The sequence below is a fragment of the Duganella sacchari genome (assembly GCF_900143065.1).
GTDB lineage: Bacteria > Pseudomonadota > Gammaproteobacteria > Burkholderiales > Burkholderiaceae_D > Rugamonas > Rugamonas sacchari.
This window is the reverse complement of sequence record NZ_FRCX01000003.1, coordinates 262,754-275,120: the sequence shown is the minus strand read 5'-3', so window position 1 is coordinate 275,120 and position 12,367 is coordinate 262,754. Positions and strand designations below refer to the sequence as shown.

Genomic DNA, 12,367 nt, shown 5'->3' with positions numbered 1-12,367 from the left:
TTACATTACGCGGACCCACGCGCCCTTGTAGAGGATAGGGCCGGTAGGACCATTCGGATCAGGAGAGCCGCCTTTCGGCTCCAGCGAAACAGCCAGCACCGCGACGTCGTCGCCGATAGCACTGCTGGTCAACGCCAGTTTAACCTCTCCGCGATCCGCCAGCAGGCCCAGCGAACGTGGATTGCCCTGCTTAGGCACAGCCCACAGCTGCAGCGTCTTGTCGCTGGCCACCGGCGCATTGCCGACCAGGCGCACCGTCAGCGCCTTGTGGCTGCTATCGCCCGTCAGCAGCAGTGCGGTTTGCGCCTTGTCGTCCGTCAGCGTGGCGACATAATCCAGCTGCGGCGCCTGCAGCACGCGGGTGCCGATAACCATGACCAGCAAGGCCGCCACCGCCGTCGACGCCAGACCCAGCGAACGCCAGAAGTTCAGCGACTCAAACCACGACGGGCGCTGCGCAGGGCGCAGGTTCAGGCGGCGTTCAATCTCGCTCCACACCTGCTTGCGCGGCTGCTGCGCGGTGGCGAATTGCGCCATCGGCACCAGGCGGTCCTGCCATTCAGCGGTGAGCTGGCGCAGCGCGGCATCATTATGCAGATGGCCTTCAAAGCGGCGGCGTGCGCCGCCCTTCAGCGTGCCAAGCACATATTCGGCCGCCAGCTTGTCACGCAAAGGAGCGTTGTCGCGGATATTCATGCGCGGTCTCCTTTCGCCAGGCAGGTCTTCAAGCGTTCCAGGCTACGCCGTATCCAGGTCTTGACCGTGCCAATCGGCAGCGCCATCTGCTGCGCCACTTCGCTGTGCGACAAATCATGGAAGAAGGCCAGCCCCAGCACCTGGCGGTGCATGCCTTCCAGCGCGGACATGCAGTAAGCCAGCGCCTTGGCGTCACGGCTCATGGTCAGTGCCTCGATGGGCGTAGCAGCAGGGTCTTGGAGAGCATTCATCACTTCGGCGTCAAACTGGTCGCTGTCAATTTCGACGGCATCATCGCTGCGGCGGAGCAGATCGTAAGCCTTGTTGCGCACGATGGTGGTCATCCACGTCATCGGTGCAGCCAGATGGCTTTGATAGCTGCCGGCGTTATGCCAGATCGCGACGAAACTCTCCTGCAGTACTTCCTCGGCCAGTTCGCGCTTAACCAATATACGCAGCGCGAAGCCAAACAGTTTCGCTGACGTCGCTTCGTAAAGAGAACGGAAGGCGGCCGCATCGCGATGGGCAGCGCCATTCAGCCAGGTGCGGAGTTGTTGCGGATCGAGGGTATGGGCGTCGGACACTGCTTGCCTTGTCGGTTAGAGCTGCGTAATGGGAGAAACCTCAAGCGTGTGCAAATTACCATATTACCGCTGAAGCACGAAAGAATTCTGAATCCGGCGCCGGGCCGCCCGCGTATATGGCTGACAACATGAAGCAATCAGCAAGACCTACGCGAGGATGACATGATCTGCAAATACACAGCGGGCGCCGTGCTGGCCCTGGGCTGCGCACTGCTCGACGCTGCCACGGCAGCCGAAGGCGATGCGGCGCTGGCCAGCGTGACAGTGTTGGGCCATTACGACAACGCCATCGGCACCACCGACGCGGCCAGCCAGGGCACAGTCACTGCCAACCTGATTGCCAACCGTCCGGCGCTGCGCACCGGCGAGCTGCTGGAATTCGTGCCCGGCATGATCGTCACCCAGCACAGTGGCGACGGCAAGGCCAACCAGTACTTCCTGCGCGGTTTCAATCTGGACCACGGCACCGACTTTGCTACCTGGGTCGACGGCGTCCCCGTCAACATGCGCAGCAACGCCCATGGCCAGGGTTATTCCGATCTCAATTTTCTGATACCGGAACTGGTGCAGCGCATCGACTACAAAAAAGGCAGTTACTTTGCCGACGAAGGCGACTTCTCCTCGGCCGGCGCGGCCCATATCCGCCTCAGCGACCAGCTAAAGCAGGGCATCGCCAGCCTGACCGTGGGCAGCTACGGCTACCAGCGCGGCGTGCTGGCCGACTCTTTTGCCGCCGCCGACGGCACGCTGCTATATGGACTGGAACTCAGCCGCAACAACGGCCCGTGGCAGACGCCGGAGCAGGTCCGCAAGTACAGCGCCACGCTGCGCTACAGCCACGGCGACGCGCAGAACGGCTATAGCATCACCGCCATGGCCTACCGCAACCGCTGGAACGCCACCGACCAGGTGCCATTGCGCGCCGTGCAGTCAGGCCTGATCGACCGCTTTGGCGGCATTGATCCCAGCGATGGTGGCGACACCGCGCGCACCAGCCTGGCCTGGAACATGCACCGCCGCGACAGCGACCGCATCACCGAAGCTTCCGCCTATCTGCTGCATTCGAGCCTGGAGCTGTATAGCAACTTCACCTACCTGCTCAACGATCCGGTCAACGGCGACCAGTTCCAGCAAAGCGAACGCCGTACCGTGGGTGGCGCCAGCGCCAGCCAGGCGTGGTTGAGCCAGATCGGCGGCATCGACATGCGCAACAAGCTGGGGGTCGAAACACGCTACGACCATATCGCGCCCATCGGCCTGTACGCGACCGCAGCGCGCCAGCGTCTCAGCACCGTGCGCGAAGACCGGGTCGATGAAGCCAGCCTTGGCCTGTATGCGGAAAACACCAGCTACTGGACGCCGTCACTGCGCAGCATCGCCGGCTTGCGCTATGACGCCTACCGCTTCAAGGTCAACGACGACCGCGCCAGCGCGCACAAATTTTCACCCAAGCTGTCGCTGATATTCGGGCCATGGCGTGACACCGAATACTTCATCAACTACGGCGCAGGCTTCCACAGCAACGATGCGCGCGGCGTCACCGGGCCGGCGCCCGCACCGCCGCTGGTCGGCACACGCGGCGCTGAACTGGGCGTGCGTAGCAGCTGGCTGCCCGGCCTGCAAAGTTCGTTCTCGCTGTGGGCGCTGGATATCGATTCGGAACTGGTCTACGCGGGCGACAGCGGCCAGACGGAAGCCAGCCGTGCCAGCCGCCGCACCGGTGTGGAATGGAGCAACCACTATATTGCCGCACCATGGCTGCTGTTTGATCTCGACCTGTCCGCCTCGCGTGCGCGCTATCGCGACAGCGACCCGGCCGGCAACTACGTGCCGGAGGCGCTCAACAAGGTGGCGTCGTTTGGCGTGACCGTCAAGGACATCGGCCGCTGGTTTGGCGGCCTTGAGCTGCGCTACTTCGGCCAGCGGCCGCTGATGGAAGACAACAGCGTGCGCTCGGCCGCGACCACGCTGGCATATGGCCGCATCGGTTATCAGCTCAACCGCCGCACGCGGCTCACGCTGGACGGCTTCAATCTGTTTAACCGCCGCGCCAGCGATATCGACTACCTCTACACCTCGCGGCTGGCAGGCGAGCCGGCAGAAGGCGTGAGTGACGTGCACTTCCATCCTGTTGAGCCACGCACGCTGCGTTTAACGCTCAGCCACAACTTCTGAACTCTTCTGAAAATCAGTCCAAAAAATAAATCTTATCGAATCTGAATCTGACGCACCACGCGCCGCGTATATCAGCCTTGCAGTACCCACAGAAAGTCCACCCATTCGGAGGAAGCGAGATGCAAACCATTACCCACCACACAGCACGCCTTGCCATTGCAGGCTTGCTGGCCGGCGCCTGCTTACCGGCAGCGCTGGCGTCCAGCCATCGCGAAGCACCGTTCGTCACGCAAAGCCCCAAGATCGACGGTACCGATTTCTATATGTTCCGCAGCTACGAAGCGGGCCGCGCCAACTTCATCACACTCATCGCCGACTACGTACCGCTACAGGATGCCTACGGTGGTCCCAACTACTTTGCCATGGATCCCAACGCGCTGTACGAGATCCACATCGACAACAACGGCGACGCCAAGGAAGATCTGACCTTCCAGTTCCGCTTCACCAATACCAACAAGGACACCAAGCTGACCGTGGGGGGCAAGCAGGTGTCGATTCCGCTGGTGATCAACGGCGGCGCCATCGCCGCGCCTAACGCACCGGGCGCCAATGTGCGCGAAACCTACACCATCAACGTGGTGCGCGGCGACCGCCGCACCGGCACCAAATCCGCCGTCACCAACGCTGCCGATGGCAGCACCACCTTCGACAAGCCGCTCGACAATATCGGCAATAAATCGATACCGAACTACCCGGCGTATGCGGCGGCGCACGTCTACAGCGTCAATATTCCCGGTTGCAGTACACCGGCGCGCGTGTTTGTCGGCCAGCGCAAAGACCCGTTTGTCGTCAACCTGGGCGAGACCTTTGACCTGGTGAACATCAAAGCGCCAGCCACGGAATTTGCCGCCAATGCCGAGAAGGCCGCACACGACGACCTGGCCGACAAGAACGTCACCGCGATTGAGATGGAAGTCGCAGCGTCCTGCCTGACCGCATCCGGCAGCAGCGATCCGGTCATCGGCGGCTGGACCACGGCCAGCGTGCGCCAGGGCCGTCTGCTGAATCCAACGCCGAACAGCAGCACGCCATCGAAGGAGGGCGGCGCCTGGACGCAGGTCTCGCGCCTCGGCATGCCGCTGGTGAATGAAGTCGTGATCGGCCTCAAAGACAAAGACACCTTCAACGCCAGCAAGCCATCCGGCGACGCCCAGTTTGCCACCTACGTGACCAATCCAACGCTGCCCGCGCTGATTGAAATTCTGTACGGCAGTGCTGGCGCCAAGGCGCCCACCAACTTCCCGCGCAACGACCTGGTGGCCACCTTCCTCACCGGTGTCAAAGGCCTGAACCAGCCAGCTACGGTCACCGCGTCTGAAATGCTGCGCCTGAATACCAGCACGGCGGCGGTCGCGATGGGCAAGCAAAACCGCCTCGGCGTCATCGGCGGTGACAATGCCGGCTTCCCGAACGGCCGCCGTCCTGGCGATGACGTGGTGGATATCGCGCTGCGTGTGGTGATGGGCAATCTGTGTACGCTGAACCTGGGCTGCGCTCCTACCGATGCACCGGCGGGTGGCCTGCACTTCACCGATGGCGCCTACCTTGACGACAGCTTCTTCACGGCCGCCTTCCCGTATCTGAAAACGCCGCTGCCAGGTTCGCCGCAAAGCGCTGCCGTAGCACAAGCGATGCGGAGGGCGCCATGAGATACCTGAGCCTCATTATGCTGCTGGTGTTGAGCGCGTGCGGTGGCAGCAGCCATGACTGGTCCGCACCTGACACGCCCACCACGCCACAACCACCGGTCGCCATGGTCGATGCATTTGTCACTGCCGTGCTGGCGGTCATCGGCGATGGCAGCGAGACCAGCGCCGAACCGCAAGCGACGGACCAGGTGGCCGTCACCACACCCGACGACACTGAACCGGTCGCAGTGAAGTAAGCACCAGGAGGGCGCCATCATGCATCAAATTATCCTTGCGCTGGCCTGCTGCATCACTGCAGCGGCACAGGCGGCGCCCTACATTCCCACGAACGGCCAGCAGGTGGTCGAAAACGTGCCGCGCCGGGGCGACCCGGTGCAGCAGGAGTTGCGGCGCCTGCGCAGCGAACTGCACGCCAGCCCGAACGACATCACGCTGGCCACCACCATCGCCCGCCGCTACATCGCATTGGCCCGCAGTGAAACCGATCCACGCTATCTCGGCTATGCACAGGCGGCGCTGGCGCCGTGGTGGAGCCAGACAGCACCACCGCCAGCGGTGCGTCTGCTGCGCGCCACGCTACTGCAAAGCACACACCAGTTCACACCGGCGCTGGCCGACTTGAAAGCCGTACTGGAAGCCGAGCCACGCAATGTGCAGGCCTGGCTGACGCAGGCGACAGTACAAACAGTCCAAGGCGACTACACGGGCGCCACGGCCAGTTGCGCGCGGGTGTCCAGCTTGTCGATCGAGCTGGTCGCCATCACCTGTATCGCCAACATCGGCACGGTAACGGGCAAGGCGGAACGCAGCGAACAACTGCTGGACCTGACCACCGAACGCAGCCCGAATGCGCCTGTGGAGCTGCAGGTATGGGCCATGACCTTGCTGGCCGAAATGGCCCAACGGCGCGGCGACAGCGCCACGGCGGAGACGCGCTACCGGCGAGCGTTGTCGCTCCAGCCACGCGACAGCTACCTGCAGGGCGCTTACGCCGACTTCCTGCTCGAGCAAGGTCGCGCCGCTGAAGTATTGACACTGCTGCGCGACCAAAGCCGTATCGACGCACTGCTGCTGCGCCGCGCGCTGGCCTTGCAGCAGGCCGGCCAGAGCAGCGCCCTGCAAGCCGACATCAAGGAACTGGCAGCACGCTTCGACGCAGCAGCACAACGCGGCGATACCGTGCACCAGCGCGAGCAGGCACGCTTTGAACTGCTGCTGCGGCACGACGCCAACGCAGCACTGGCACTCGCGCGCAAAAACTGGGCGGTGCAAAAAGAGCCGGCCGACATCCGCATCTATCTTGAAGCCGCAGCACAGGCACGCGACACCGCCGCAGCCAAGCCAGTGCTCGACTGGGTCAACCAGCATCACACCGAGGACGCAATGGCCGCACGCCTGATCCGCCAGCTGAAAGTGGGGACATCATGAAACGTCTCCTGCTGTTTCTGCTGCTGTGCTGCGCCATGCTGCCCGCACAGGCACACAAACCCAGCGACAGCTACCTGTCGCTCGATGTCCAAGGTGAACGCATTACAGGCCAATGGGACATCGCACTGCGTGACCTGGACTACGCCATCGGTCTCGATCAGGACGACGATGGCCAACTGACATGGCGCGAAATCCAGGCCCGCCATGCCGCGATTGCCGCCTACGCACTGGAGCACCTGCAGATTGCCGCCGACGCCGGCCCTTGCCGCATCATCCCCGGCCAGCAGCTGATCGATGACCATACCGATGGCGCTTACAGCGTGCTGCGTTTCCAGGCAGTGTGCCCGGCGCCGTTGACGACGCTGGACATCCGCTACCACCTGTTTGCGGACCTCGATCCCCAGCACAAAGGCTTGCTGCGGCTGACGCATGACGGCCTTACCTCCACAGCGATCTTCGAACCCGCCCATGCGCAGCAACGCCTGCGCCTGGCGGCGCCCGACCAATTGCAGCAATTCAGCGCCTACGTCAAAGACGGCGTGTGGCACATCTGGATCGGCTACGACCACATCCTGTTCCTGCTGTCCTTGCTGCTGCCAGCGGTCATGCTGGCGGCGCCGGCCGATAATCTGCGCGGTGCCTTCATCGACGTGCTGAAAGTGGTGACTGCCTTCACGCTGGCACACTCGCTGACACTGACGCTGGCCAGTTTGTCGCTGATATCGCTGCCTTCGCGGCTGGTGGAATCGGCGATTGCCGCCTCGGTGATCCTGGCAGCGGTGAATAACCTCTACCCGCTGTTTCGCGGACGGCGGCCATGGGCGGCATTCGGCTTTGGCCTGATCCACGGTTTCGGCTTTGCCAGTGTACTCATCGACCTCGGGCTGCCGAAAGGGGCGCTGCTGGCCAGCCTGTTCGGCTTCAATCTGGGTGTGGAGATCGGTCAGCTATGCATCGTGGCGGCGTTTCTGCCATTGGCGTTCTGGCTGCGGCACACCTGGTTTTACCGCCGCTTGCTGACCGCTGGATCAACCCTGATTGCGTTGGTGGCGGTGGTGTGGTTCGTCGAACGCGCGTTTGATGTTCAGGCCCAGTGGATCGGGCTTTGACCGTTTGCAGCGAGGTAGTCATTCGCGCGTGAAAACGGTTTGCTGCCGAAGAAGCCTTTGTGCGCGGAGAATGGCGATGGGTGAGGCGACGTAATCACCAGATGCTTGCGGCTGTCGATCAGCGCGCGTTTGGCGATGGCATAGCTGCCCCACAAAATGAAGACGATGTTCTCGCGCTGCTGCGACAGGTGGCGGATAGCGCTGTCGGTAAAAGTCTCCCAGCCCTTGTTGGCGTGCGAGCCCGCTTCACGCGCGCGCACCGTCAGTACGCTGTTCAACAGGAACACGCCTTGCTGCGCCCAGTCGCTGAGATCCGTCTGGCGGCGGTCGAGGCCAAGGTCGTTATGCAGTTCCTGGAAGATGTTCTGCAAGCTCGGTTGCGGGCGATTGCCGTCCGGGACCGAGAAGCAGAAGCCCATCGCCGCACCGGGCGTGTGATACGGGTCCTGCCCAAGTATCACCACCTTCACATCACTGAACGGCGTGAGGTCGAACGCGCGGAAGATGTTTTTGCCGGCCGGGCAGCACTGCGTGGCCGCATATTCGGCACGCACAAACGCAGTCAGGGATTGCCAGTACGGCTGTTCAAACTCCGCTTGCAACTGCTGCTTCCACGATTCTTCAATGCGTACGCTCATCTGCTGTTCCTGGTTATTCCTGGCTATTCCAACAACTCGAAATAGTCCGATGAAACGCAGTCCGTGGTCAATCGTTTTTAACGCGTAGAATGGCGTCTTTATAACGGAGCGCAATATGAAGAAAACAGATCTGGCCAAAGCCGATGCCAAAAAGCTGATGGGCAAGATGGCACCGGGTGCTGCAGGCTTCGGCAAGGCCGACAATACCGTCATCGACAAACGCGAACAACGCAAACGCGACCAGGCGTTGGGCCTGGTGCCATTCGCCGTCAAACTCAATGACGAACTGGTCAAACGCCTGCACGCCCTGGCCACTGAGCGCGGCCTCGACATGAACCAGACCGTCGCCGAAGTCCTGCTCAAAGGCCTCGACGCTTAAACCGTCAGTTTTTGCGGATCAGGCCTGGCCTGGTAGCGGGACGAAAAAAAGGCTCCTTGCGGAGCCTTTTGTTTTAGCCTGCGGCCAGTACGTTGTGCGCCTGCTCGTCCGCATGGTACGAGGAGCGCACCATGGCGCCCACGGCGGCGTGCTTGAAGCCCATTTTGTAGGCTTCCTCTTCAAACATCTTGAACACGTCCGGGTGCACATAGCGGCGCACCGGCAGGTGGCTGTTCGATGGCGCCAGGTATTGGCCGATGGTCAGCATGTCGATGTCGTGTTCGCGCATGTCGCGCATCACCTGCAGGATTTCTTCGTCGGTCTCGCCCAGGCCGACCATGATGCCGGACTTGGTTTTCACGTTCGGGTACATGGCTTTGAAGTCTTTCAGCAGCTTCAGCGAATGCATATAGTCCGAACCCGGACGCGCTTCCTTGTACAGGCGCGGCACGGTTTCCAGGTTGTGGTTCATCACGTCCGGCAGGCCGTCGGCGAAGATCGCCAGCGCTTTTTCCAGACGGCCGCGGAAGTCCGGCACCAGCACTTCGATCTGGGTCTTCGGCGACAGCGCGCGGGTATTGGAAATGCATTCGACAAAGTGGGCGGCGCCGCCGTCACGCAGATCGTCGCGGTCCACCGAGGTGATCACGACGTAGCTCAGGCGCAGCTTGGCGATGGTGTGCGACAGGTTGGTCGGCTCATCCTTGTCCAGCGGATCCGGCCGGCCGTGGCCGACGTCGCAGAACGGGCAGCGGCGGGTGCACTTGTCGCCCATGATCATGAAGGTCGCAGTGCCCTTGCCAAAGCATTCGCCGATGTTCGGGCAGCTCGCTTCTTCGCACACGGTGACCAGCTTGTTCTCGCGCAGCGTTTCCTTGATTTCGTAGAAACGGGTGTTCGGCGAACCGGCTTTGACGCGAATCCAGTCCGGCTTCTTCAAGCGCTCGACCTGTTCAACCGGCACAATCTTGATCGGAATGCGCGAAGTCTTGCTGGCGCCTTTTTGCTTTTCGCTGGGGTTGTAAGCAGTCGTGGTTTCGGTGGTCATAATCAAGTCTTATTCGTTTGGTGCCAGTACGCGGATCAGTTCATCGGCGAGTTGCTGTTGTACATCGGACAGCATTGCCTGCGCGCCAACAGTACGCATATCGACCGTTTCCAGTCCGGCATAGCCGCATGGATTAATCCAGGAAAACGGCGCCAGGTCCATCGCCACATTGAGCGACAGGCCATGGTAGGTGCAGCCGTTGCCGCGCACCTTCAAGCCCAGCGCGGCGATTTTGGCGCCTTTATGGTCGCCGCCGGCCATGTAAATGCCCGGCGCGCCTTCAACGCGCTCACCGTCGAGATTATACGCCTGCAACACATTGATGATGGCTTGCTCGATTTTATGCACAAACTGACGCGCATACAGCTTGCCGCCCGGCTTGTTGCGGCGCAGGTCCATGAGCAGATAAATCACCACCTGGCCAGGGCCGTGGTAGGTGACTTCGCCGCCGCGATCAGTCTGCACCACAGGGATCCCGGACGCGCCGGCCAGCAGGTGGCCGCGGTCGGCGCCCAGGCCCAGCGTGTAGACCGGCGCATGTTCCACGATCCACAGTTCGTCGCGGGTGTCCGGCGTGCGGGCGTCGGTGAAGGCCCGCATGGCGGCAAACGTGCTGTCGTAATCGGCTTTGCCGAGATGCCTGATCTCAGGAGAAGTTGGAGACGTCATCCCGGCATTATACCCCGAGCGCTACTTTCAGCCCGGCTGGTGCCTGGCCAGCCAGGCCTGCAACGAGGGGCGCTGCCATTGGAAATCGACGTATTCCTGCAGCTTCTGCGGCACCGCATCGCCGTTGCGCACCAGGCGGCTCAGCATGATGGCCAGGTCGGTATCGGCCAGCGACCAGTCACCGAACAGATTCTGCGGACCTTGGATCAGGTGACCGGCCACATGCACCAGCTTGGCGGCCGCCTGCTGCGCGGTGTCGGTCAGCGGCGCGCACGGCTTTTTGAAGAACACGGTTTCCGTATCGCGCTCCATGCGGACGGGCACCAGGTCGCTGCGCACCCAGGCCTGAATCTGCCGTGCCTGCGCGCGCTGGCGACGGTCGGCGGGATACAGGCGCACATATTCCGGCGCCGGGAACGACTCTTCCAGGTATTCCGTGATGGCCGACGACTCGGTCAGCACAAAATCGCCCTCGACCAGCGCCGGTACGCGGCCCGTCAGTGCGCGGTCGGCGTAGCCGGCCAGCCGCTGCTCGCCACTGCCCAGATCCACCGTCTTCACACTGAAAGGCAAGCCCTTCTCGGTCAGCGCCACGAAGGCCGACAGGGCGTAAGGGCTGGTGTAAAGGCTATCGACGTACAGTTGGAAGGGCATGGCAGCTCCGCTTAGGTAGATTTATTCACATGGTAAACCTTGTCTAAGTGCCTGTATAACGGTATATTTTCGCAATTCTTGTTAGTTCTATTCACATAGTTATCCACAGCATGGCGCGACGGCTGCCCAATTTTTCCGCATTGCGCGCCTTCGAGGCGGCGGCCCGCCACGAGAATTTCTCGCGCGCGGCGGAAGAGCTGCACCTGACGCACGGTGCGATCAGCCATCAGGTGCGGGGATTGGAAGAAGAGCTGGGACGGCCACTTTTCGTGCGCCACGGCCGCCAGGTGAAAATAACTAGCGACGGGCTGAAATTTGCCCAGTTTTTAGGCAAGGCCTTTGCCGACATCGCTGCCGCCACCGACGCCATGCGCGCGGCCAGCATCAGCCAGCGGCTGACGATTACTTCGATACCCTCGTTTGCCGCGCGCTGGCTGGCGCCACGGCTGGGCAAGTTCATCGAGCTGCATCCGGATATTGAAGTGGTGCTGCAATCCAGCGGCGTGCTGCAGGATCTGGCGCGCGAAGGCATCGACGTCGGCATCCGCTTCGGACGCGGCAATTACCCGGGCATGGTGGTGTTGCGGCTGATGGGGGATGTGTATTACCCGGTAGTGAGTCCCCACTATCGCGGTGGACAGCTGCCAGCAACGCCAGAAGATCTGGCCAGACACACGCTGCTACGCTCGGTGGAGCTGTGGACGCCGTGGCTGCGCGCAGCCGCAGTCGACCTGCCGGAACCGTCCGGCGGGCTGCTGTTTGAGGATTTGTCGATGCTGGTGCGTTCTGCTGCCGACGGCAACGGCGTCGCGCTGGTGCGCCACGTGGTGGCGATGCAGGAGATCAACTCCGGGCAGCTGCTGCGGCTATTCGATATCGCCACGCCCAGCCCGGACGAGTACTACTTCGTCACGCCGCCCGGTGCGGTCAGCAAACCGCAGGTGCAGGCGTTCCGCGACTGGCTGCTGGAAGAAATTGCCGCCTTCCAGCGCCAGCACGCTTGATTACATGACAATCTTGACCATCGGGTGCGCCGACAGCTCGCTGTACAGCGCATCCAGCTGTTCGCGGCTAACGGCGCGCACCACGCAGGTCAGACCGGTGTAATTGCCCTGGGCCGAAGGACGCACTTCCATCTTGCCTTCGTGGAAATCCTGGTCGTGCTTCTGCACCACCAGCACGATGGTAGGGGCGAAATCGTTATGAGTCGGCCCCATGACCTTGATCGGGAAGTCGCTCGGGTACTCGATGAGGGACTCGGAGGGTGGGATCGCTTTCATGTTCTTTTCCATTCAATAAAAAACCGCAGACGCCAAATGGCGTCTACGGCCTATATTG

General features: G+C 62.1%; 14 protein-coding genes. 7 read left to right on the top strand and 7 right to left on the bottom strand.

All coding sequences use genetic code 11. The features are described from left to right. Both BUA36_RS07685 and BUA36_RS07680 read right to left on the bottom strand, forming a co-directional pair. The gene (locus tag BUA36_RS07685) at window positions 1–696 is read right to left on the bottom strand and encodes an anti-sigma factor (RefSeq protein WP_072783137.1); all 696 of its coding nucleotides are present in this window, start codon (window positions 694–696) and stop codon (window positions 1–3) included. Then, a complete protein-coding gene (locus BUA36_RS07680) occupies window positions 693–1,280 on the bottom strand; it encodes a sigma-70 family RNA polymerase sigma factor (RefSeq protein WP_072783135.1) in 588 nt (195 codons plus the stop codon). The genes BUA36_RS07685 and BUA36_RS07680 overlap by 4 nt, the downstream gene beginning before the upstream one ends. 162 nt (window positions 1,281–1,442) lie before the next feature. Between BUA36_RS07680 and BUA36_RS07675 the strand changes: the two genes are divergently transcribed. From BUA36_RS07675 to BUA36_RS07655, 5 genes are all read left to right on the top strand, one after another. Then, complete coding sequence (locus tag BUA36_RS07675; RefSeq protein ID WP_072783133.1) at window positions 1,443–3,455, top strand: TonB-dependent receptor; 2,013 nt, start codon at window positions 1,443–1,445, stop codon at window positions 3,453–3,455. Between the two features lie 119 nt (window positions 3,456–3,574). After that, window positions 3,575–5,104 (top strand): DUF4331 domain-containing protein, encoded by a 1,530-nt coding sequence (locus BUA36_RS07670; RefSeq protein ID WP_072783131.1) that lies wholly within the window; start codon window positions 3,575–3,577, stop codon window positions 5,102–5,104. Beyond that, window positions 5,101–5,340: a hypothetical protein gene (locus BUA36_RS07665; protein ID WP_072783130.1), complete on the top strand. Its 240-nt coding sequence runs from the start codon at window positions 5,101–5,103 to the stop codon at window positions 5,338–5,340. The genes BUA36_RS07670 and BUA36_RS07665 overlap by 4 nt, the downstream gene beginning before the upstream one ends. A gap of 19 nt (window positions 5,341–5,359) precedes the next feature. Beyond that, a complete protein-coding gene (locus BUA36_RS07660) occupies window positions 5,360–6,532 on the top strand; it encodes a tetratricopeptide repeat protein (protein ID WP_072783129.1) in 1,173 nt (390 codons plus the stop codon). Then, entirely contained in the window at window positions 6,529–7,641 is a 1,113-nt protein-coding gene (locus BUA36_RS07655) for a HupE/UreJ family protein (RefSeq protein WP_072783128.1), read from the top strand. The genes BUA36_RS07660 and BUA36_RS07655 overlap by 4 nt, the downstream gene beginning before the upstream one ends. Here the strand turns inward: BUA36_RS07655 and BUA36_RS07650 are convergent. Then, complete coding sequence (locus tag BUA36_RS07650) at window positions 7,617–8,279, bottom strand: uracil-DNA glycosylase (protein WP_072783127.1); 663 nt, start codon at window positions 8,277–8,279, stop codon at window positions 7,617–7,619. The two genes, BUA36_RS07655 and BUA36_RS07650, sit on opposite strands and share 25 nt — an antisense overlap. A 115-nt stretch (window positions 8,280–8,394) precedes the next feature. Between BUA36_RS07650 and BUA36_RS07645 the strand changes: the two genes are divergently transcribed. Next, window positions 8,395–8,658 (top strand): hypothetical protein, encoded by a 264-nt coding sequence (locus tag BUA36_RS07645; protein ID WP_072783126.1) that lies wholly within the window; start codon window positions 8,395–8,397, stop codon window positions 8,656–8,658. Window positions 8,659–8,731: 73 nt separating this feature from the next. Here the strand turns inward: BUA36_RS07645 and lipA are convergent, their stop codons facing one another. Genes lipA through yfcF form a run of 3 tightly spaced genes read right to left on the bottom strand, consistent with a single transcriptional unit; the run spans window position 8,732 to window position 11,029 of the window. Further along, a complete protein-coding gene (lipA, locus tag BUA36_RS07640; RefSeq protein WP_072783125.1) occupies window positions 8,732–9,706 on the bottom strand; it encodes a lipoyl synthase in 975 nt (324 codons plus the stop codon). Between the two features lie 9 nt (window positions 9,707–9,715). After that, window positions 9,716–10,375, bottom strand: coding sequence for a lipoyl(octanoyl) transferase LipB (gene lipB, locus BUA36_RS07635; RefSeq protein WP_072783124.1), 660 nt, complete (start codon window positions 10,373–10,375; stop codon window positions 9,716–9,718). 27 nt (window positions 10,376–10,402) lie between these two features. Continuing rightward, complete coding sequence (gene yfcF, locus BUA36_RS07630; protein ID WP_072783123.1) at window positions 10,403–11,029, bottom strand: glutathione transferase; 627 nt, start codon at window positions 11,027–11,029, stop codon at window positions 10,403–10,405. Between the two features lie 110 nt (window positions 11,030–11,139). On the opposite strand from yfcF, the gene gcvA reads away from it, so the two are divergent. Then, on the top strand, window positions 11,140–12,033 hold the full coding sequence (gene gcvA, locus BUA36_RS07625; protein ID WP_072783122.1) for a transcriptional regulator GcvA: 894 nt from the start codon (window positions 11,140–11,142) through the stop codon (window positions 12,031–12,033). Here gcvA and BUA36_RS07620 read toward each other — a convergent pair whose 3' ends face one another. Then, complete coding sequence (locus BUA36_RS07620; RefSeq protein WP_072783121.1) at window positions 12,034–12,309, bottom strand: DUF493 family protein; 276 nt, start codon at window positions 12,307–12,309, stop codon at window positions 12,034–12,036. Window positions 12,310–12,367 lie beyond the last annotated feature (58 nt).